The 22628-nt window shown below is 33.8% G+C and carries 20 protein-coding genes and 1 pseudogene; 4 read left to right on the forward strand and 17 right to left on the reverse strand.

Features of this window, described 5'->3' with window-relative positions; translation table 11 throughout:
• Positions 1 to 226: 226 nt before the first annotated feature.
• The 10 genes and pseudogenes from purT to tsaE form a co-directional block, all read right to left on the reverse strand.
• The gene (gene purT, locus J3U09_RS08275; RefSeq protein ID WP_267357822.1) at positions 227 to 1408 is read right to left on the reverse strand and encodes a formate-dependent phosphoribosylglycinamide formyltransferase; all 1182 of its coding nucleotides are present in this window, start codon (positions 1406 to 1408) and stop codon (positions 227 to 229) included.
• Positions 1409 to 1489: 81 nt separating this feature from the next.
• Entirely contained in the window at positions 1490 to 2788 is a 1299-nt protein-coding gene (locus J3U09_RS08280) for an adenylosuccinate synthase (RefSeq protein WP_065561908.1), read from the reverse strand.
• Between the two features lie 19 nt (positions 2789 to 2807).
• Positions 2808 to 3770 carry a protease modulator HflC gene (hflC, locus tag J3U09_RS08285; protein ID WP_065561907.1) on the reverse strand — a complete coding sequence of 321 codons (963 nt, stop codon included), beginning with the start codon at positions 3768 to 3770 and terminating at the stop codon, positions 2808 to 2810.
• An 11-nt stretch (positions 3771 to 3781) separates the two neighbouring features.
• Positions 3782 to 5011, reverse strand: coding sequence for an FtsH protease activity modulator HflK (gene hflK / locus J3U09_RS08290; RefSeq protein WP_065561906.1), 1230 nt, complete (start codon positions 5009 to 5011; stop codon positions 3782 to 3784).
• 23 nt (positions 5012 to 5034) lie between these two features.
• Positions 5035 to 6330 carry a ribosome rescue GTPase HflX gene (hflX, locus tag J3U09_RS08295; protein ID WP_267357824.1) on the reverse strand — a complete coding sequence of 432 codons (1296 nt, stop codon included), beginning with the start codon at positions 6328 to 6330 and terminating at the stop codon, positions 5035 to 5037.
• 21 nt (positions 6331 to 6351) lie between these two features.
• Positions 6352 to 6597, reverse strand: a complete 246-nt coding sequence (gene hfq, locus J3U09_RS08300) for an RNA chaperone Hfq (RefSeq protein WP_065561904.1) — start codon at positions 6595 to 6597, stop codon at positions 6352 to 6354.
• Between the two features lie 311 nt (positions 6598 to 6908).
• Positions 6909 to 7820, reverse strand: a complete 912-nt coding sequence (gene miaA / locus J3U09_RS08305) for a tRNA (adenosine(37)-N6)-dimethylallyltransferase MiaA (RefSeq protein ID WP_220225496.1) — start codon at positions 7818 to 7820, stop codon at positions 6909 to 6911.
• Complete coding sequence (mutL, locus tag J3U09_RS08310) at positions 7817 to 9670, reverse strand: DNA mismatch repair endonuclease MutL (protein WP_267357826.1); 1854 nt, start codon at positions 9668 to 9670, stop codon at positions 7817 to 7819. The genes miaA and mutL overlap by 4 nt, the downstream gene beginning before the upstream one ends.
• A gap of 20 nt (positions 9671 to 9690) precedes the next feature.
• Positions 9691 to 10383 (reverse strand): annotated as a pseudogene (locus J3U09_RS08315) (N-acetylmuramoyl-L-alanine amidase); the annotation flags it as partial.
• 68 nt (positions 10384 to 10451) lie between these two features.
• A complete protein-coding gene (tsaE, locus tag J3U09_RS08320; RefSeq protein ID WP_065735269.1) occupies positions 10452 to 10919 on the reverse strand; it encodes a tRNA (adenosine(37)-N6)-threonylcarbamoyltransferase complex ATPase subunit type 1 TsaE in 468 nt (155 codons plus the stop codon).
• Positions 10920 to 11053: 134 nt separating this feature from the next.
• On the opposite strand from tsaE, the gene tusB reads away from it, so the two are divergent.
• The 3 genes from tusB to J3U09_RS08335 all read left to right on the forward strand — a co-directional run bounded on the left by tusB (position 11054) and on the right by J3U09_RS08335 (position 13132).
• Entirely contained in the window at positions 11054 to 11335 is a 282-nt protein-coding gene (gene tusB / locus J3U09_RS08325) for a sulfurtransferase complex subunit TusB (protein ID WP_065561899.1), read from the forward strand.
• A gap of 122 nt (positions 11336 to 11457) precedes the next feature.
• Complete coding sequence (locus tag J3U09_RS08330) at positions 11458 to 12021, forward strand: Sua5/YciO/YrdC/YwlC family protein (RefSeq protein WP_267357827.1); 564 nt, start codon at positions 11458 to 11460, stop codon at positions 12019 to 12021.
• A gap of 4 nt (positions 12022 to 12025) precedes the next feature.
• Entirely contained in the window at positions 12026 to 13132 is a 1107-nt protein-coding gene (locus J3U09_RS08335; protein WP_267357829.1) for an anhydro-N-acetylmuramic acid kinase, read from the forward strand.
• Between the two features lie 6 nt (positions 13133 to 13138).
• Here J3U09_RS08335 and kdgR read toward each other — a convergent pair whose 3' ends face one another.
• The 4 genes from kdgR to J3U09_RS08355 all read right to left on the reverse strand — a co-directional run bounded on the left by kdgR (position 13139) and on the right by J3U09_RS08355 (position 16476).
• Positions 13139 to 13933, reverse strand: coding sequence for a DNA-binding transcriptional regulator KdgR (gene kdgR, locus J3U09_RS08340; protein WP_081299433.1), 795 nt, complete (start codon positions 13931 to 13933; stop codon positions 13139 to 13141).
• A 111-nt stretch (positions 13934 to 14044) separates the two neighbouring features.
• Complete coding sequence (locus J3U09_RS08345; RefSeq protein WP_065561895.1) at positions 14045 to 14365, reverse strand: cupin domain-containing protein; 321 nt, start codon at positions 14363 to 14365, stop codon at positions 14045 to 14047.
• A gap of 96 nt (positions 14366 to 14461) precedes the next feature.
• Positions 14462 to 15256 (reverse strand): gluconate 5-dehydrogenase, encoded by a 795-nt coding sequence (locus J3U09_RS08350; protein ID WP_416379909.1) that lies wholly within the window; start codon positions 15254 to 15256, stop codon positions 14462 to 14464.
• A gap of 47 nt (positions 15257 to 15303) precedes the next feature.
• Positions 15304 to 16476 carry an oligogalacturonate lyase family protein gene (locus tag J3U09_RS08355; RefSeq protein WP_065561894.1) on the reverse strand — a complete coding sequence of 391 codons (1173 nt, stop codon included), beginning with the start codon at positions 16474 to 16476 and terminating at the stop codon, positions 15304 to 15306.
• 232 nt (positions 16477 to 16708) lie between these two features.
• Here J3U09_RS08355 and J3U09_RS08360 point away from each other — a divergent pair, with 232 nt between their 5' ends.
• A complete protein-coding gene (locus J3U09_RS08360; RefSeq protein ID WP_267357831.1) occupies positions 16709 to 17344 on the forward strand; it encodes an RpiB/LacA/LacB family sugar-phosphate isomerase in 636 nt (211 codons plus the stop codon).
• A 248-nt stretch (positions 17345 to 17592) separates the two neighbouring features.
• On the opposite strand, the gene J3U09_RS08365 is transcribed toward J3U09_RS08360, so the two are convergent.
• From J3U09_RS08365 to J3U09_RS08375, 3 genes are read right to left on the reverse strand one after another with little or no spacing between them, the layout of a single operon-like run.
• Positions 17593 to 19836 carry a right-handed parallel beta-helix repeat-containing protein gene (locus tag J3U09_RS08365; RefSeq protein WP_267357833.1) on the reverse strand — a complete coding sequence of 748 codons (2244 nt, stop codon included), beginning with the start codon at positions 19834 to 19836 and terminating at the stop codon, positions 17593 to 17595.
• Positions 19837 to 19871: 35 nt separating this feature from the next.
• Entirely contained in the window at positions 19872 to 21038 is a 1167-nt protein-coding gene (locus J3U09_RS08370; protein ID WP_065735265.1) for a pectate lyase family protein, read from the reverse strand.
• A gap of 18 nt (positions 21039 to 21056) precedes the next feature.
• Positions 21057 to 22619 (reverse strand): SGNH/GDSL hydrolase family protein, encoded by a 1563-nt coding sequence (locus tag J3U09_RS08375; RefSeq protein ID WP_267357835.1) that lies wholly within the window; start codon positions 22617 to 22619, stop codon positions 21057 to 21059.
• Positions 22620 to 22628: the final 9 nt, after the last annotated feature.

Raw genomic sequence — 22628 nt, forward strand, 5'->3', positions numbered from 1 at the left:
TCAGTCCGTAGACTTTTAATTTTTTGTCTCGCAAGTGCCCACACAGATTGTCTGTTTCTTCTTTTTAAAGAGCTGACAGCTTTAAATTTAACTAAACATTTTGGTGTTTTAGTTTGCTGTCTCAAGGGTTGCGTATGTTACTCACTTCACATGTTTACGTCAACCCCTATTTTGCAAAATTTGCTTTTTTTGGATTAAGTGATTGCTTTTTACACAAAGCAACGTCTTATAGGGTTATTTTTAACTGTTTTACGATAGCATCGGCTTTATTTATTGCTTCTTCCACTGTTACAGCACTAGCAAGTGCAACCCCCATTCTACGGCAACCTTCAACTTGTGGTTTGCCAAATAAACGTAAATCAGTATTTGGTTGACTTAATGCGTTATCTAAATTTGTGAACGATACCTGTTTTGATTCACCTTCAACCATTATGACCACAGATGCACTAGCATGATATTGTTCAATAAGTGGAATAGGCAAGCCTAATATAGCTCTGGCATGTAAGGCAAACTCAGATAGATTCTGGGAAATTAAAGTTACCATTCCGGTATCATGAGGACGAGGCGATACTTCACTAAACCAGACTTTATCGCCTTTAACAAATAGTTCAACACCAAATAAACCGTACCCGCCTAATGCTTGAGTTATTTTAGTTGCAATATCTTTTGCTTGCTCTAAAGCATTACAAGACATTTGTTGAGGCTGCCAAGATTCCCGATAATCACCTTTTTCCTGACGATGCCCAATCGGTTCACAGTAAGAAATACCATTGATATGCCTAACTGTTAATAAGGTAATTTCGTAATCAAAGTCGATAAAACCTTCTATAATGACTTTACCGCCACCAGCTCGACCACCTTCTTGTGCATATTTCCAGGCTAATTGAAGATCAGCTTCACTGCGTAATAATGTTTGCCCTTTACCGGAAGAGCTCATCACTGGTTTAACTAAGCAGGGATAACCAATCTCTTTTACAGCATCTTTAAATTCTATTTCGGTTGAAGCAAACCGATAAGGTGAAGTTGGTAGATTTAGTTGCTCAGCAGCGAGGCGACGAATTCCTTCTCTATTCATGGTTAACGCGACTGCTTTTGCAGTAGGAATAACCGTAAATCCCTCTTGCTCTAACTCAACTAAAGTTTGCGTTGCAATGGCTTCAATTTCAGGAACAATAAAATCCGGTTTTTCCTGTTCAATAATTTTTCTCAGTTCATTACCATCTAGCATATTAATAATATGATAACGATGAGCAACTTGCATTGCTGGTGCATTAGCATAGCGATCAACAGCAATAACTTCACAACCAAACCTTTGTAGCTCTATCACAACTTCTTTAGCCAATTCACCTGCGCCACACAGCATAACTTTGGTTGAAGTGGGTGATAACGGCGTCCCTAATTTAGCCATAATGTCCTCATACTCAGTTAACTATTTTTAATATCCTAAAAATAAAAAATCGGGAAAACGCACCCGATTTTTTATTTACAATTACGCTTGATAAGGATCACGTAGAATCATGGTTTCACTACGATCCGGACCTGTTGATATAATATCAATTGGTGTTTCGGTTAATTCTTCAATTCGTTTGATATAGGATTTGGCTGCTTGTGGTAAAGCATCATAACTTTTAATACCAAACGTTGACTCGCTCCAACCAGGCATAGACTCATATACAGGTTTTACTAAACTCCAATCTTCAGCAGCAGCTGGTGCATTTTTGATGACATCACCATTTGGTAATTGATAACCAACACAGATTTTGACTTCTTTAAGACCATCTAAAACATCAAGTTTAGTTAAACAGAAACCAGAAACTGAATTTAGTTGTACGGCTTTTCGTACAGCAACCGCATCAAGCCAACCAGTACGACGACGACGACCAGTTGTTGCACCAAATTCATTACCTTGTTTGCAAAGATATTCACCCACATCATCAAATAATTCAGTTGGGAAAGGGCCTGCACCGACACGAGTAGAGTAAGCTTTAACAATACCTAAAACATAACCAACATAACGAGGACCAAAGCCTGATCCTGTTGCTACACCGCCAGCAGTAGTATTTGAAGAGGTAACAAAAGGATAAGTACCATGATCAATATCAAGTAAAGTACCTTGCGCCCCTTCAAACATGATTCTTTCGCCTTTTTTCCGAGCATCTTCTAATAGTGTCGGAATATCTGCAATCATAGCCACTAAAATATCTGCAATCGCTAATGTGTCATCAAGGACTTTTTGATAATCAACCGCTTCAACTTTATAGTAATTTACTAATTGAAAGTTGTGGTATTCCATAACTTCTTTCAATTTTTCAGCAAATGCTTGGCGATCACGTAAATCACCAACACGCAATCCACGACGAGCGACTTTATCTTCATATGCAGGACCGATACCTCGACCTGTGGTGCCTATCGCTTTATTACCACGTGCTTTTTCTCGAGCTTGGTCTAATGCTATATGATAAGGTAATATTAAAGGGCATGATTCTGAAATTAGAAGTCTCTCTTTAACAGGGATACCATTTTCCTCAAGCTCTTTCATCTCTTTCATAAGAGCATCAGGACAAAGCACAACGCCATTTGCGATGATGCTAATGACATCATTACGTAAAATACCTGATGGAATTAAATGTAATACTGTTTTTTCACCATTAATAACTAAGGTATGGCCAGCATTATGTCCGCCTTGATAACGTACCACATATTTTGCTTTTTCTGTGAGTAAATCAACAACTTTTCCTTTGCCTTCATCACCCCATTGTGTACCTAGCACAACAACATTATTACTCATAGTTTATTTACTCATTGTATTATTTGTTAGACTTTAGTTTCATATATTGGAAAAATTCACTATCAGGACTAATGACCATAACATCATTACCTGTAAAACTTTGTTCATAAGCTTTCAAACTACGAATAAAACTAAAAAATTCAATATCTTTACCAAAAGCTTCTGCATAAAGTTTAGCTGCATTTGCATCACCTTCACCACGAATAGATCGAGCTTGGCGCTCAGCTTCCGATATTATTTTAGTTTTTTCAAATGTAGCTTTCGCTCTTATTTCTTCAGCTTTTTTAACACCTTCATATCGTTTTTCACGCGCAATAATATCACGTTCAGCTCGCATGTTAGCATAAATTGATCCTGACACTTCAGCAGGGAAATTGATTTGTTTGATTCGAACATCGATCACAACAACCCCAAAGGACCTCAAACTGGCTTTACTATTTTCAGGATCTTTTTTCGCATCATTGACCAATTTATCGATTGGTAAATTTTCTTCAACATCTTGCGGTGAACCATTTAATGCATCTTTAACACTTGCCATTAATGAATTTCTTGATTTGGTATCAGCATTAGTATCATTAATGATATCTCGGTTACTTAATTTACCTATTTCAGAACGCAAACGACCGTTTAAACGAGCCAAGATTAAGTCATTAACATCATTACCACCAGCAATAGTTTCATAATAACGATTAAAATCTACAATTTTCCATTGCACAAAATAATCGACTATTAACTCTTTCTTATGAACGTTAAAAAAGCGCTTTTCGTTATTATTATTTGAACTATTAGTGGTTTGTATTTTAGCGTCGATTATTTTAATACTATCAACAAGAGGCATTTTAAAATGGAGACCCGGTTGAGATAACCCAATAATCTTATTAAAACGTAAAACCACACCGCGCGTGCCTTCTTCAATCACATAAACACTTGAATAAAGCCCAACAATTAAAATTAAAACTATAGGAATCAATAATTTTCGCATTTTTTCTCTCCTTATCGACCCATAGCTCGGTTACTTCGATTAATAGAACTATTATTTTGAGTTGCAGTGTTATGAGTGTTATCAGTTGTAGCATTTTGTGCTTCATTGTTATTTTGAGAAGTACTATCAACTGTTTCTGAAGCTGCTGGCGGGTTGTTATTGCCATCACTACTTAAATTTGATAAGTTTGCGGATTCAGGTTCAATTTTATTTTTCATTAATTTTTCTAACGGCAATACCAATAAGTTACCACTCTTATCATTAACAATCACTTTTTGGGTTTTAGTTAATACTTTTTCCATTGTTTCAATATATAAACGATCTTTAGTAATTTCAGGCGCTGCTTTATATTGTGGTAATAATTTTTCAAACCGTGCAACATCACCAGCTGCTTCTAATTCAACTTGTACTTTATAAGCATTTGCATCTTCTAAAATAGTGGCAGAACGACCTTCCGCTTGCTGAATTAACTGCACTTTATATGCTTCAGCTTTTTTTATTTCCCGCTCACTATCATTTTGAGCTCGAATAGCATCAGCATAAGCATCTTGCACTTCGACAGGAGGACGCGCTACTTGGAAGTTAAGATCGACAATAGTAATACCCATATCATAATGAGAAATAACATTGATGAGTTCTTCTTTTGTACTGTTCTCTAGAACTGAGCGTCCATCTGAAATAATTGCATCAATATTAGAGCTCCCGATAGATGTTCTAAGCGCACTATCTGCTGCTTGACGTAAGCTATCTTCAACATTAGTTACATTAAATAAATATTTGATAGGATCACTAATTCGATATTGAACATTCATTTCAACAAAGACTAGATTTTCACCGTTATAACTAGTCGTTATAATATCACCCTGAACATTAAAGTTATAAGTTCCTTGGGTATCTACTTTATAAACTGTATCAATAAATGCTGGATTCCAATTTAAACCAGGTTGGATAATTTCAGGTTGAACTTGTCCAAAACGAGTTATTACACCTCGTTGGTTTTGGTTGATGGTATAAAAACCACTTACCCCCCAAATCAAAGCAAGCACTAAAATCATCGACATAATAATTTTAGAAGAACTCAAGTTAATATCTGAGGAACCTCGATTATTACTTGATCCACCTTTTTTTAAGAGATCTTTAATTTGATCAAATATTCCTCCCGACGAGGAATTGGAAGGTTTTTTGTTATTTCCCCATGGGTCGTTATCTTGTCCGTTATTGCCGGGCTGATTCCACGCCATATTTTATATGCTCCATTTAACAATTAGTTGTTATTTTGCGTATTGATTAAGTATAACAGATCTGGCTCTTGTTTACAGAGGCGATTCCATTCAATTAAAGGTATTCTTATATTTAGGTGAAAACGCCCATCATCTTCAATGACTTCATTCTCCACTGCATTTAATTTATATAGCCGACTTCTAAGTTTAGCTAAATAAGGAGGTAAGTTTAATTGGCAAACTTGAATTTGCCCAGAGAGCCTCTCTTTTAATGCGGTAAATAAAAGATCTAATCCTAAACTATTTTGAGCTGAAATCCAAACGCGAATTGGTACACCATTTTCGTCCCGATCAATACTCGGTTCCTTACCTTCTATTAAATCAATTTTATTCATCACTAACAAAGTAGGAATATCATGTGCATCAATTTCCAGTAATACCTCATCAACGGCATGAATATTATCTAATATATTAGGATCAGCTGCATCAACAACATGTAATAGTAGTGATGCTTCCTGTGTTTCTAATAAAGTTGCTTTAAAAGCAGCAATAAGATCATGTGGTAAATGACGTATAAATCCGACTGTATCAGCTAAAACAACCTCTCCAACATCCTCAACATTAATGCGTCTTAAAGTCGGATCTAGCGTTGCAAACAATTGATCGGCAGCATAAACTTCAGCATTAGTTAATGCATTAAAGAGAGTCGATTTACCAGCATTTGTATAACCAACTAATGATACCGTTGATAAATCTGCTTTACTTCTAGATTGACGATTTTGATTGCGCTGTTTTTCAACTTTAGCAAGTCTTGATAAAATTAATTGAATACGATGGCGAATTAATCTTCTATCAGTTTCTAACTGAGTTTCACCTGGTCCACGAAGGCCAATTCCACCTTTTTGGCGTTCTAAATGAGTCCAACCACGAACTAATCGAGTAGATAAATATTGTAATTGTGCTAATTCAACTTGTAATTTACCTTCATGTGTTCTAGCGCGCTGAGCAAAAATATCGAGAATTAATCCAGTTCTATCTACTACACGACATTCACATAATTGCTCAAGATTGCGTTCTTGGGTCGGTGTTAAAGTATGATTAACTAAAATGACTGAAGCATTTAGTTCTTTTACTTTATCGGCGATTTCTAATGCTTTTCCTTCACCAATAAAATATTTAGCTTGTGGGGACTTTTTTGAGGTTGTCACAATATCGAGAATTTCAATTTGAGCAGAAGAAACAAGCACTTCAAACTCTTTTAAATCCTCGATATCTCTTTCTTGAGGGAAGAATACATGGACTAATAAGGCAGATTCACCACCTTTATATCGCTCAAACAATCACATTCTCCACCCAACTAATTAGCTTTCGCTGTCCTCTTCAGGTTGTGATATCAATCCAGAAATTGGTCTTGATGGTACCACAGTTGAGATAGCGTGCTTATATACCATTTGGCTAACAGTATTTTTTAATAAAATAACAAACTGATCAAATGATTCAATTTGTCCTTGTAATTTAATACCGTTAACTAAATAAATAGATACAGGAATATGCTCGCGACGAAGCAAATTTAAATAAGGATCTTGTAATGACTGCCCTTTTGACATGAGTTTATCCTTTAAGATGAAATAAAAATATAAAGATAAAATAAGTTTACAATCAACATAATAATTTAATTGATCGCAATATAAAATACTTATGTAGTATTTACCAAAATAACATAAAAAACTCAGCTCTTAAACTAATCAACAGTAATTTATGCACAAATAACTAAAAATTTAATAAATTAACGAAATTTATACAAACAAGTAACCTTAATCGTTAAGAAAAGTAGAAATTTTTTTAAGAAATGAAAAAATTTAGCGTATTATAATAACCAATAGAAAAAATACCAAAAACTATTACTACTATTTGTAACTTAAAAAATCTGATTAAGAACTGAATCTATATTATCATTATTTAACCATGTTATCGATTGTTTCCAACCTCTAAGCCATGTAATTTGCCTTTTTGCTAATTGGCGAGTAGCACAAATTCCTTTAAAAACCATTTCATCATAACTGGTATCGCCATTTAAATATTCCCACATTTGACGATACCCTACGCAACGTATAGAAGGTAGATTTAAATGAAGATCGGGGCGCTGCATAAGTTTTTTTACTTCATCTTCAAAGCCTTGATCTAGCATTTGTAAAAAGCGTTGTTCAATTCGTTGATGTAATTCTGCTCTATCTTCCGGCATGATAGCTAATTGCATAATATCATAAGGTAATGCATCACCACTTTCTTTAGTTAATTCAGTTAAACTTTTACCAGTAATAAGATAAACCTCTAATGCTCGATTAAGGCGTTGTGGATCATTGGGATGGATTCGCTGAGCTGATACAGGATCAACTTTTTTTAACTCCTCATGAATCGCTTGCCAACCTAATCGATTTGCTTTTTCCTCAATTTGATCGCGAATATCACTATTTGCCGCAGGAAGAGGAGAAAGTCCTTCAATTAACGCCTTAAAATACAACATTGTTCCACCAACTAATAATGGCGTTCGGCCATTACTTAATGATTTTTCAATTTCTACAATAGCATCATGCCTAAAGTTAGCAGCAGAATAACTTTCTGCAGGGTCACAAATATCAATAAGTTTATGTGGATATTTAAGTTGTTCTTCTTTAGTTGGTTTTGCACTGCCAATATCCATACCTCGATAAATAAGTGCGGAATCAACACTAATAATATCTATAGGATACTTGTCGTAAAGCGCCATGGCATAAGCGGTTTTACCCGATGCGGTTGGCCCCATTAACGAAATAATTTTTGGTTTATTCATGATAAAATTGATTGTGAAAAAGATTGAAGATCAATCGGATATAAAAAGCTATCTTGTTGTAATAAATTAATATCTATCTGTTCTAATTGTACTAATAACTCGATAGCTTTAGTTACATTCCAATTTTCAACAGAATCATCTCCACAATTTTCAACCAACCAAGCTATAATTTGCGTTGGATCGAGCACATCCTTACCGGATGATAAAAGAAACGAAATTAAAGTTGGTAATAATTTTTGCCAATTTGTAGTTCTTAACATTTTTGGCACATTATGCAAATGCAATTTTGCTTTATCAATATAAAAATCAAAGCCTAAAAACTTCAATTGTTCTTGATAATCATTTAATACTTTTTGTTCTTTCTTATTAATTAAAATTGTCAATGGAATGAGTAATCTTTCTGACTCGTTAGATAATAATTTAACTGAATTTACTTTCTGTTGAGCAACCGACAAATTCATTAACATAAACTTTTGTTGATTATCTTCTGATTTTTCAATTAAAGCTATATCTGGTTGAATAACCGTTAATACTTTACCAGATTGTATTAGTGAAGATCTATCAATTTGCTGATGTAGTGATTGCAAAGGTACATTTCGTTTAGGAAACAATCCCTCAATAACCGCTTGTTGTGGTGCAGTTATAGAACTATCATCATCCGATAATTCAAATGATTTTAAGAGCGTTTTTTCTATTGCTCCTTTTAACTTAGTATCAACCAATTGCCCATATAGTCTATTTTCTTTAACATGATTAATTGCTTTTTTAGGTAATGCGCTAGTTGGTGAATAAGTTTTATTCTCAGTTTTATTATTAAAAATATTCTCACCAGCTGCTTGCCGATTCGGCATCATTAGCACATTTTCGTCATTGGCAAGTTGTTGGTTTGACTCAAGCGCCATGACAATAGCTTGATAAACAAAATCATGCACCAATCTTGCTTCATGAAAACGCACTTCATGCTTAGCAGGATGAACATTCACATCAATTTGTTTAGGGTCGATCTGTAAAAAAATGACATAACTCTGTTGTTCATTAGTCCGGCTACTATAAGCTTGACGCAAAGCATGATTAATTAATTTATCTTTTATTACCCGCCCATTAACATAAAAATATTGCAACTCACTCACTTCACTGCTACTTACCCATCCTTGAATGAATAAATCATTATGTTGCCAATCTAATTTTATCGCTTTTTGAACAAATGTACGTCCACAAACTAATTCAACACGTTTTTCAAGAAGTGATTCTCGATACTGTTTGACGAGTTTCCCATTGTGCTGCAAATTAAAAGTAATATCAGGTCTAGCAAGTGCAATTCGACGAACAAACTCCTCAATATGCATAAATTCTGTTTTATCAGTTTTAAGAAAGCGACGTCTAGCAGGCGTATTGTAAAACAGATCAAGAACTTCAACCGTCGTTCCAACAGGATGTGCAGCCGGTTTAATTGTTGGTTTCATTTCACGACCTTCAGCATAAACTTGCCATGCCTCAGACTGATCGGCTGTGCGTGAAGTTAAGGTTAACCGAGCAACAGAACTGATACTTGCCAGCGCTTCACCACGAAACCCCAAACTCATTATGGTATCTAAATCATCCAACGTATTAATTTTGCTGGTTGCATGGCGAGCTAAAGCTAATGCCAATTCATCTTTAGCAATACCATTACCATTATCACGAATACGAATTAATTTACTGCCACCTTGTTCAACATCAATATCAATTTGAGTACTACCAGCGTCAATGCTGTTTTCAACTAACTCTTTGATCACCGATACTGGTCTTTCAACCACTTCACCAGCAGCGATTTGGTTAGCTAATTGAGGAGATAATATATGAATAGCCATTAATGCTGTTTCCCAAAATTAGGGTTCTGTTTGACATAATTTTTTATACCTTGATAAATCAATTTAGCAATTTTATCTTGATGAGCATTACTTGATAACAAACTTTCTTCAGTTTCGTTAGTAATAAATCCAACTTCAATTAATATTGAAGGGATATCAGGTGAACGCAATACACCTAAACTTGCATGTTCAGGCCTATTCTTATGCAATTTAATAACACCTTTCATCTCTTTTAAAACCTGAGTGGCTAATTCATAGCCAACCTGCTGTGAATATGAAAACTGTAAATCTAGTACTGCTTGACTTAAATTTTGGTCATGATCATCACTTAATGCATCACCAGCACCGCCTAATAGTTGAGATTGCTTTTCATCTTGTTCAAGCCAGCGCCCCAATTCTGTATCCGCTCGCTTAGTAGATAATACCCAAACTGATGCACCAGACGCGCTGCGATTAGGTGCGGCATCTGCATGGATAGAAATTAATAAGTTTGCTTTACTTTTACGGGCAATATCAGAACGCTGAGGAACAGAAATAAAATTGTCCGTACTACGTGTTAATACGCCTTTAAAGTTAGGATCTTTATTCAATAAATTAGTTAATTTTTTCGCTATCGAAATGGTGACATTTTTTTCGTATAACTTATTTTTACCAACGGCACCAGAATCCTTACCACCATGACCAGCATCAACAGCAATGATAACTTGTGAAGCATAAACTGAACCACAAAGCAGTAATAATATAAAAAAAGTGAGTATTTTTTTCATTTTTTTCGCTAATTTTATTGGTTAATAATAGCTTGCCCTTTTTCACTGTTTGCTTGCAAACAAACTGTGCGTTCAAGCGCCAAATAAGCCAAATGAATTTCAATATCGGCTGGAGGTAAAATACCTTCAGCCTGCATAGGCCACTCAATTAAGCAAATTGATTTCGATGAAAAATATTCACGAATCCCCATAAACTCTAACTCTTCTGGATCAGCTAATCGATATAAATCAAAGTGATATACCGAAAACATATCAAATTGATAAGGTTCAACAAGAGTATAAGTCGGACTTTTAACATTTCCGACATGTCCGAGCTGCTGCAAAAAGCCACGGCTAAACGTTGTTTTACCAGCACCGAGATCGCCTATCAGATAGATAACAATTGCACTATCATGATTAGACAAATATTTTAAACACTGCTCAGCCAATTGTTGACCAAACAAAATTGTTTCTTGTTCATTGGCTAAAATAATAGGTTTCATGACGAATTCTTTGCTCAATAAATAGTCCTTATTATATACTAATAAAGATGTACCAAGTAAAATTAACTCTAATTTATATCAAAAAAGTTGAGGAACGGGGTTTTTGAAGGGTAATTTAAAGGTAAAAGGAACAAATGCTACATACCATCACAACAAATAACCAATCAACAATTGATCCAACGCTAATTTCAGCGCAAGATGCAGTACTTTTCTGGCAAAATGGCGTAATTATAGCTTGTCAAAATAATCCCATATTGAAGGCTATTTTACAAAATACCCAAAATTGTTTTGTGCTTGATAATGATATTAATGCTCGTAGTTTAGCTTCACTAATAGATCCAAGAGTAAAAATAATCAGTATGCAGCAGGTTGTTGATTTAACTGTTAACTATTTCCCACAAATGAATTGGGAGTAATTTGACTAATTATCTTAAACCAGTATTTATCTTAATATCACTGCTACCATCTTCAATTTGCAAATAGGCTTACCTCAGTTTAATATAATTTTTAACAATAGTTGGTAAACATACAAAATTTAATGGCAAACTTATTACGTCTTTTAGAAATCAATTCATTATTAAAAAAAGGTGAAGTGGTTGCTTATCCAACTGAAGCTGTTTTTGGTTTAGGTTGTGATCCCGATTGTGAATCAGCAGTTTTTAAATTATTAAAATTAAAACAACGTTCAGTTGAAAAAGGTTTAATTTTAATTGCGAGTCACTATGAACAACTGATCCCTTATATTGATCAATCGGCTTTGACTCAAGTTCAAAAACAGATGGCTATTGATAGTTGGCCCGGTCCTAATACTTGGGTTTTTCCGAAAAATATTAATACACCAAATTTTTTGAGCGGAAAATATCATTCTATCGCCGTTCGCGTTACTGATCATCCATTAGTATGTAAACTTTGTGATTTATTTGGTAAGCCATTAGTTTCGACAAGTGCCAACCTTTCTGGTCATCAATCTTGTAAAACAGCAATAGAAGTTGCAAACCAATTTGGTCAATTTTTTCCAATTTTAGATGGTAAAACCGGTGAGCGTTCACAACCATCAATCATCCGGGATGTCCAAACTGGTACTATCATTCGACAAGGATAATATTATGCAAAATTTATACATTGGCGTAATGTCAGGTACCAGTATGGATGGTGTTGATATTGCATTAGTTGATATTACTGATGGGAATATTACTTCGATTGCTAGTGATTGCTACCCAATGCCAACTGAAATTAAAAGTCAATTATTAACGCTTTGTAATAGTAAGCAAACTACATTACAAGCGCTCGGTGAGCTTGATCACCAGCTTGGTATGCTTTACGCAATAAGCATTGATCAGTTTATAAAGCAAAATCATATTGATAAAAAACAAGTTAAAGCCATTGGTTGCCATGGGCAAACTATTTATCATTCTCCTAATAGCCAACATCCCTTTACTATGCAAATTGGTGATGCCAATATCATTGCTGCTAAAACAGGCATTACAACAATTGCTGATTTTCGTCGTAAAGATATGGCTTATGGTGGCCAAGGAGCACCATTAGTTCCGGCTTTTCACAAAGCGATATTCTTAAATCCGTCAATTAACTGTGTTGTTTTAAATATTGGTGGTATTAGCAATATTTCCGTTCTAATACCAGGCCAACCTGTAATTGGTTATGACACTGGGCCAGGCAATGTTTTACTTGATAGTTGGATAAATAAAAATCTAGGGAAAAACTACGATAAAGACGGCTTATGGGCTAAATTAGGAAAAGTTGATCAAAGTTTATTAAATACGTTATGTGATGAAAATTATTTTCAACTACCAGCCCCAAAAAGTACTGGTAGAGAATTATTTAACTTAACTTGGCTTAACCAAAAACTCAGTAACTTCAATCTAAACGCTCAAGATATTCAAGCAACACTCGTTGAATTTACTGCTACCACTGTTGCTCATGAGATTAATAAATTATCAATAAATGCTCATTTACCTTGTCAATTGCTAGTTTGTGGCGGAGGAGCAAAAAATCCTCTGATTATGAAACGATTGTCACCATTATTACCAAAATGGGAAGTTTTGACCACAGATGTGAAAGGGGTAAACAGTGACGATATGGAAGCGATTGCTTTCGCTTGGCTTGCATATTGTAGGATGAATAATATTCCATCTAATATTCCAGAAGTAACTGGAGCAAACCAAGCGGTAAGCTTAGGAGTTATTTATCAATAATAACCTTTAATCTGATAATTTTGATTGCTTATTATAACCAATTAGTTCAGATATTTTAGCGGCAGCTTGGCTAATTTCACCGACAAGTTTAGCTTCATCTTCTGCTGTATTACATCTAAAGATAGAGGTTGATAAACTTAAGGCTGCAATAATATTACCTAAACGATTATAAATTGGCACAGCAAAACAACGTAAACCAAGCTCTGATTCTTCATCATCTTTGCCATAACCTAAACGTTTAACTTCATCAAGTTCAGCAAAAAATGCCTCTTTATTAGTGATTGTTTTAGGTGTGTATTGAACAAAATTAATGCCGTTTACTAAACTTTTTTTGCTTTCATCATCTAACCAAGCCAATAAAACCTTACCTAATCCACTGGCATGTACAGTTGCTTGATTACCAATTTTAGAGGTTAAACAAAGACTATACTGTTCAGATGCCACTTTATTAATATAAATAATTTGGTCACCTTCACGAACAGCTAAGTGGATCGTTTCTTTAGTTTTATCCCTTAGCTTTCTCATTTCTAAATCAGCAATAGCTAAAAAGTTTTGGTGATAAAGTACACGGTTGCCTAAATCAAGTAATTTTAAATTAAGAGAATATTTATCTGAATCTTCTTCTTGATTAACATAACCTAATGATTTCATGGTTTGTAAAAAACGGTAGGCAGTGCTTTTAGGCATCATTACTTTTTGCGATAATTCTGATATAGCAATGTCTTTAGATTCGGATAAAGCTTCTAAAATTCCGAAAACTTTTAAAACCGAAGCAACCGATTCTGGTGAGCTATCATTCATTATTAGCACATCTCCTTACTAAAAATTAGTCATTATTCTATTATTAAATGATCAACTAGAACAAATCAAAATTATCGAAAGTATATCATAATTAATAATGAACTAGCTATTTTATAAAAAATCTAATCTTTGAGGAGTAAACATATCAAGCAAAACGCCAGCTTGTTTGCAAACACAACCATGTTCAATATTGGGTTTTTTATATAATGTATCACCAGCACGAACAATCTTAGTCTCATCACCAATAGTAAATTCAAATTCACCAGACAAAACATAGGTTAGTTGTTCATGTGGATGATGATGCATCGCACCAATTGCGCCAGTTTCAAAATGAACTTCAACCGCCATCATATTACCATCATGAGCTAAAATTTTACGTTTAACCCCATTTCCTAAATCAATTAATTCAATATCTGAATTAAAACAAAACATGACATTACTCCTAAATTTATAAAAAAAACAGAGATAATAAATAATATCCTTTTATTTTATTATCTCTTAAATTATCTAATTTTTAACCTTATTTTATTAAGGTTGTTTACCGATATAAGCTAAAATACCACCATCAACATAAAGAATATGGCCGTTAACAAAATTTGATGCTTCCGATGCTAAAAATACGGCTGCACCAGCTAAATCATCAGGAGTCCCCCATCGGCCTGCCGGTGTTTTAGCAATAATGAACTGATCAAATGGGTGACGAGAACCATCTGCTTGTTTTTCACGTAATGGCGCAGTTTGAGGAGTGGCAATATAACCTGGACCAATACCGTTACATTGAATATTGGCATGACCAAATTCAGAACAGATATTTTTGGTTAACATTTTTAAACCACCTTTAGCCGATGCATAACCAACAACCGTTTCACGACCAAGTTCACTCATCATTGAACAGATGTTGATAATTTTGCCACTTCCTTTTTTGATCATTGAAGGAAGGACTGCTTTTGCCATAATAAATTGACCTGTTAAGTCGATATCAATAATTTTACGATAATCAGCCGCACTTGTTTCAAGCATTGATTTGCGTTGAATAATACCAGCATTGTTGACTAAAATATCAATCACACCATGTTCTTTTTCAATTTGAGCAATCGATTTTTCAACAGCAACTTCATCCGTAATATCAAATAGATAACCATGGGCATCAATACCAGCTGCTTTATAAGCATCAAGTCCTTTTTGTAAATTTTCAGGCACGACATCATTAAATACGATTTTCGCTCCGGCACCGGCTAATGATTTTGCTATCTCAAAACCGATGCCATAAGAAGCGCCCGTTACCAGCGCTATTTTATTGTTGAGTGAAAATTTATTTAAAATCGACATAATTATATTCTCCGTTATAGTTATGATAGACAAAAGGTCTATCACATTTCTTCTAATATGTTAGCTGGCACTTTGGTTAAATAAAGTGCAGGTTCATCTTGTGCATCACATGAATATAAAACGTATTTATTATCAGGTGAAAATGATGGATGAGGGTGAGTAACTTGACGATCACCATCTAAAACTCGCCATGTACTATTATGCTTAACCAACTTATGAGCTGTTTTTGTTTTAGGTGCTAAAATGTAAAGCCATGGATCATTTTCAATTTTATAGCCACTTGTATCAATTACATCTACAGGGCTGCCTGTTCCATCACCAATATAAAGTGTTCCATCAAAATTACTCATTAAGTGCGAACAAGCTGGCATCTCCATGATTTCTTTATCTTCATCAGTTACCGGATTATAAAGACGAATATATCGTTCTTGTTGCCCTTTCATATAAGATACATAAGCTAATCCAGAACCATCTGGAACCCAAAATTCATGAGTGCAACTTTCACCAGGTAAATTATCATGCGCTTTTCGTTCATTTTTACCATCACGATCAACTAACCAAATTCTTGCATCAACTAAATCATGAGGACCTTCATGACAAAATGCGATAGTTTTATCATCAAAAGGTCTAAAAATTGGGTGACCTAACCATACATTCTGATCAATAACTGTTTTAGCTACACCTGTTTCAATATCAATCTTGATTAAACGGCAGTGTGGATTCTTATCATAAAATGCTTTAAATATTGTCCAATCGGTAAGTGGCGTCCAATCTTTTTTATCAATTTCAATTCCAACAATTTCATTACAATCACTATTAGCAACCCATGTGCCGTAACCAACCCATTCATCAGGAACAGTATAAACATTTTTTTCTTCTAATGTTTCAAGATTAACTTGTTGTAAGTTACGTTCATTTTTAACATAGTATAAAAATTTGTCATCTGGTGATAAAAAACCGCCGAAAGTATTATCGCCAGGTCCTTCAGTAAGTTGTTTTGCTGTTTGTTTTTCAATATCGAGTAAATAATAGTTACGATGAGTATCAAATTCACCAGCAAAAAGTAATTTTTGACCATCATTGGTAAAACATTTTTGATAAAAATAATTACGGTGGCATAAAATACCTTCTGGCGTTAACCGAATAATTTCATTTTTTGAATCTTCATCTGTAAATGATGAATATGATAGCCTTACGATATTCCCCTTAGCCATATGTACTCCCTGAATATAAATATAATTAAATGTTTAAAAGATTTTCATTTATTAAATATAGTAATATAAAAATTAAGACGTTTTTGTGACTTTCATCACATTGCAATAAATTTATTAAAACATCGTTTTATTTTAGTTAAAAAAATTGATATATTTTTGGGTGAGCTTATAATGAAAACGAAATGTACTAATATATAATTAGTTATTATTTCTATCAAAATAGAGGAAAATCATGAAAATAGCACTAATGAACGAATTTAGCCAAGCAGCTAAAAATCCAATTATTTTAAATGAATTGAAAAATGCAACTGAGAAATACGGACATACTGTTTTTAACGTTGGCATGGATGGCGACAATGATAAAAAATTAACTTATGTTCATTTAGGTATTATTAGCGCTATTTTATTAAACAGTAAAGCCGTTGATTTTGTTATCACAGGATGTGGTACAGGACAAGGCGCATTAATGGCGTTAAATGCATTCCCAGGTGTTAACTGTGGTTATTGTATTGAACCTACTGATGCCTATTTATTTGCACAAGTAAATAACGGTAATGCGTTATCACTTGCATTTGCTAAAGGCTTTGGTTGGGGTGCAGAACTCAATGCTCGTTATATTTTTGAAAAAGCATTTGATGGCGAAAAAGGATTGGGTTATCCACCTGAGCGTCGTGAATCTCAAAATGCTAATGCTGTAATTTTAAATGATATGAAAAATGCAGCAGGAAAAAGTTTAATTGAAGCATTGAAGTCAATTGATCAATCATTACTTAAAGATGCGATCAGAGGTGAGCGTTTCCAAAAATGTTTATTTGAAAATAGTCAAGATCCTGAAATAACAGCTTATATCAAAAGTCTGTTATTATAATCTAGCCTTTATTTAATCCTACAAAATCTGTGTCATTTCAACTTAATTGATGAAATGGCACTTTTTATTACTTCTAATAAGCTCTAATTAATAAATAAAAATTATAATTAAATATCAATTCCAATATATTTTTTTATGTGAAAAATTATTAAGCGTATATCATCAAATATTGGGTAATAAGAATTAAATAATAATATTGATATTTAAAAATGAAATGCGCTAAATCTTAATAGACTTAGCGCGTTATATTAATTAACTCTATTTTTTTCGATTAATGTTTTTAGCTCTTTTGGTAACACTATATTACCGTTTTTATCTCGAGTGATTTTAAAGTCACTATTTCCTTTCCATAATTGATTGCTGGTTACAGATTTAAAATCTTTACTTTTAATCTGTGGTCCAAATGAATCTTTTATCGCTGATTGCCAGCTATCACGAATAGAATAGTTGTGTTCAAAAATGACCACTGGTTTTAAAAATTCATAAGGATTAGCGCGTAAAATATAATTATACCTCGCACTATTGATCGAAAGATTATTCTTCATGATATAAGAACCAGTATTAAAATTATCAGTAAAGCCATCCATATTATTATTTAAGGAAATTGAATTGATAATTTTATGATTTACCGGTTGACCTTCTGCTCCTAATTTAAAGCCATTACCTATACTTCCTTTAGCAATATTGGGTTTTGAAAAAGGAAAACCGTTTGAATATGTAACAGAACTATCAATTAATACCGGATCATTTGGGCCATCTTCAATCTTGTTATAAAGATCGAAACCATCATCAGTATTATTATGGGCAATACATCCTCTAAATACATTCCCTTTACCAACACCCAATTTAGCGGCAAAACCATCAGCATTTTTACCTGATTTATCCATATTATTATAAGAATCAGAGTTAAGAATTAAGTTATAAGATGGCCAATAAATTCGATTTTGATTTTTCTTTTTAGCTGAGATTGCCAAACCGGTATCACTATTATTACGTGTAATAGCCTGATCAATCACATTATGACTGCCCGAAATTCTTAAATAAGCTGGTTTATTGTCTTTATCATCAATATTTCCATCAAAGATAACCTGCTTAATAGCCCAATAGTTACTATCTAAATTGAATGTAGTGTTTATAAAAATCGCTTTATGCTTATTAATGGCTTGTATGGTTTTTAATTTACCGGGTAATCCACTTAATTGAGCCGGAAGAGTTATGCCGTCATAATAACCATCCATCAAATGAATAACGCCACCCGGTTCAACGCTATTAACAGCCGTTTCGAAATCAACCGGTGATTGTTTAGTACCTTTATTATCTTTTTTACCTTGTGGCGAAACAATAATATTAGATAAATTTTCAATCGATGATTTATTTAGATTAATTGTAAAAATTTGAGTATTATTTTTTGCATTAGCTGTAAATTCAACAGTAAAGGTGTTACTTCCATCTTTTAGCTGAGCAGGAAACTGTAATAACTTACCAACTTCCGCATTCAACGTTTTATTAATTTCTTTAACAAATACGGTACCTGAAGTATTTGGGAAAAATTGTAATGTATAATTTTTACTATATACATCATTCGGTGATGATAAAATTAACGTTGGTTTAATATCAACAATTACCTCAGGTTTAGCGGGTAATTTATCATAATCAACCGTTACATCACTGAGGGTTAATTTAGAATTTTTGAACTCAACTTTTGCGTTTCTAGAAGCAAAAAAGCCGACATAAATATTTTTGTTATCTTGTTGATTTAAGAATCCTGAATAATCATTGGTTGCCCATTGTTTCTCTTCACCAGTCGCATTATTTTTCATCGATAAGATAAATTGATCTGCCGTTCTGGTCATTGTTAAATGCATACTTTTAACATCAACATAATTAACATTTTCAACATAACCAACTTTCTCAATTGATATGCCTTCATTACCCCATGCTTTTTTTACACCATCACGTACTAAACCGGTTACTTTTACTAAATTATCATTTTTTTGATTTTGAGTAATTAATGCATTCATTATTACATTTGAAGCATTTGGAAACTCCTCATAACCAGCCGGCTGAGGATCACTTCTAGCTACGCCAATAGTATCACGAGCAAATAAACCAACCGCTTCTTGAGCGGCAGGCGTTTTTCCATCCACTTCTGGTCCTATTTGCTCTAAGGTAACATCACTTTCTAAAGTAAAAGTTTGATTAACGGGTAATTGAGTATAAAAAACCACCATTCCATCATGCGAGTTAGCAATTTTACCGCCTCGACTTTCTAAATAGAAATCTGACGGTAATTGATAAGGTTGATTTGGAACTAAATAATCTTTTTGACCAGCAATCCATGCATTATTGGTTCCCACTTTTTCAGGCTTGATAAGTGAGGCAAAATTTAAGTCAGTCGATTGGCCAAATGCTATCGCTTTCCACTCTTGTGCAGAAGCTGCGCTAACATAAAGCGAAGACAGACAAAGTATTGAAGTTAATATTTTTTTCATTATGGGTCCTAACATTTTTGTTTATTTCAATAATTCTAAAGCTTTCCACTACCGACTAATCGTCCATAGTTTTTACTAAATTGCTTAATATCATCCACGCTATATTGATAAGGCACAGACCAATTCAAATTATCAACAAAACCACATGATGATAATTTCAACTTAGATTGATTAAATAGAGAATTATTATCCCGAAGGTTATCGCCTTTAAACTGTTTAGCTACTTTGCAGTTATCTTTTAAACCATCAATCATAAATTGATTATTTTCCGAAAGCACACTACCTTTATAGCCTAAGCCAATAGAGTATTGATATGGGTATACAGTTTTAGATTTATTAACCGATCCTTTAAACAGGTTGTTATACATGTGGATTTTGCCAAACCTTACTCTTGGTGCGCGTTGAGTGATGTCTAAAAAAACATTATGATGAAGCGTGATATTTAACTTATTCTCATCCTGATCAGCATTTTTATCACTATGGCCAATTAACATAGTTTTATCATGGTTTTCAAATAGACAATAAGAGATAGTAATGAAATCACTACCACGCTTAATATCCAATAAACCATCATGTTGTACATATTTCCAGCCATCTTTTTCCTGGTACATATCATCGGTAAATTTACCATCAGTTAGAGTGACATGATCAATCCAAACATAAGTTGAGGTAATAATATTTATCCCATCCCATTCAGCATTCCATCCATCTCCCTCTTCAAATTTTGGCGCAACATCAATTGGTGCTTCAATTTTTAAATTTCGAATAATGACATTATTTACTTTAGACAACATAAGTGAACCATTGATAAAACCGGCATTATTACCAACACCAATTAATGTGGTATCACTAGGTATTTTGATTAACGAACGAGATTTTTGATCATCAAAGTCTTTGTAAGGTTTGCCTTCACTAATATCTATAATCCCAGAGACTTGAATAATACGAGGCTGATTTTTATTGATCGCAATCGCATCTAAAAGATCTTTTTTGTTATTCACCATAAAGATCATTTTTTCATTTGCTTTAGCGCCACCGATCGTGCCCGTATTTGTCGCTAAATCATAACCACCAAAACCGTCTCTAGGTGCAACATCACGAGCTTCTCTAATTTTGATAGGAGACGGAGATAATGCATGACATGCAGCAATAGATGAATTAATTGCCAAAGGAACTAATAGCGCAATGATTAATTTTTTCATTTAACAAATACCTTTTTATTAGTTAATCTGAGTTTGATCGAAAGTGATTCCTTGCTGTAACCAAGGATCGTTGTTTATGGCATTAGCAATAATTTTGGCGATAGCTAATGCGCCTTTTTCTTGAAAATGCGTAGCATCAGGATTGTTAATCACGCCAGAAGTTTGATTTTTATAATAAGGATATTTAGGATCATTAGGATCCACAGCTAACCAGTAAGACTGCCAGTCATCTTTGTGTTGGTTCGCAAAATCAATACTAAATGACTCCAAATCAATTAAAGCAACTTGATTAACTTTTGCCGTATGTTTAATCGTATTCGAATAATCTCCCCAATAAGCAAAACCTGGTTTATTGGCGGTATAATGCGTATGACTAACAGGATTAGTATTTTGATTTTGATAAGCAATGTTATTATTCTTATCTTTATAACGGGTGACTGGTGTCATTAAAATTGGCGTCATATCCAACGCTTTTGCCACAGCGAGATAACCTTCTAAAGAGGATTGGAATGACATATTTTCTTGCGTTGATGGATACTGTTTTTGGTTATTATCATCATTAGGATAAGTGCATAAATTAGCAACATCCACTTTACCTCGTTTCGGATTGTTACCGTTACATTTTTCATCATTATGTCCAAAAGCGATGATCATATAATCGCCTTTTTTCATTAAAGGGATCAGTAAATCGAACCATCCTTCAGTTTTGAAACTACGGCTTGAACGGCCTGACTGTGCGCCATTGATGACAACCGTATCAGCCTTATCATCAATAAACTGATCAAAAACTTGGCCCCATCCCATTCTTGGATAAACTTTTTTATCATAGTTGGACGCAGTCGAATCACTTAAAATAAAAATACGTTGCTTAGCATTTATATTTCTTTCTTTTTGCTTAACTGCCTGATCATAATCAAAAGGTGAATCTTGGCTAATGGGTCTTAAACGCATATCAAACAATACAGTACCACTTACTTTACCAGTAGAAGAATCGTATCCACGATTAAAGTACATTACATTAAGTAGCTTGTTAATATCTGAATTTGCAGTAGTAAGTGGATCAAATAAATTAGCACTAATACCTACTTGGTGTAATGCTTTATCAAACAGCAAATGATAATTTTTATAAGCATGGCTTAATGCAGCATCATCTATTGAAAAAGATAATTGATTATCAGTAAATTGTTCTGGGCCTAAAAGATTGATTTGTTTAGCTAGTTCACAAGTTAAAAAATCAGTTAATGGATTAATATTAACAGTATTTTTTTCATCTTTTTGTAAGGTATGAACGTATGAAACCAAACAATTACCGTTACACATTTGCCCTTCATCCGCTTTTCGGGCAAGTGAGTTTTCATTACTAAAAACAATTAGTGGTGGAGTCAGTTCAGAAACATCTTGTTGATAAAACCCATCGCTATTAGTCGCCGTTTTTAAAATTTTATTATTCACATCACGGACTATCACCGATGAAACAACTGGTTTATTAACATAAACATAACCTTGTATTACAGTACTTGCCAATACTTGATTGATTGAAGTGACAACCAATAAAAATCCGAAAAAAATTTTCTTTATCATTTTTTCACC

Origin of the sequence: Gilliamella sp. B2889 (assembly GCF_026536885.1) — a bacterium.
Lineage (GTDB): Bacteria > Pseudomonadota > Gammaproteobacteria > Enterobacterales > Orbaceae > Gilliamella > Gilliamella apicola_E.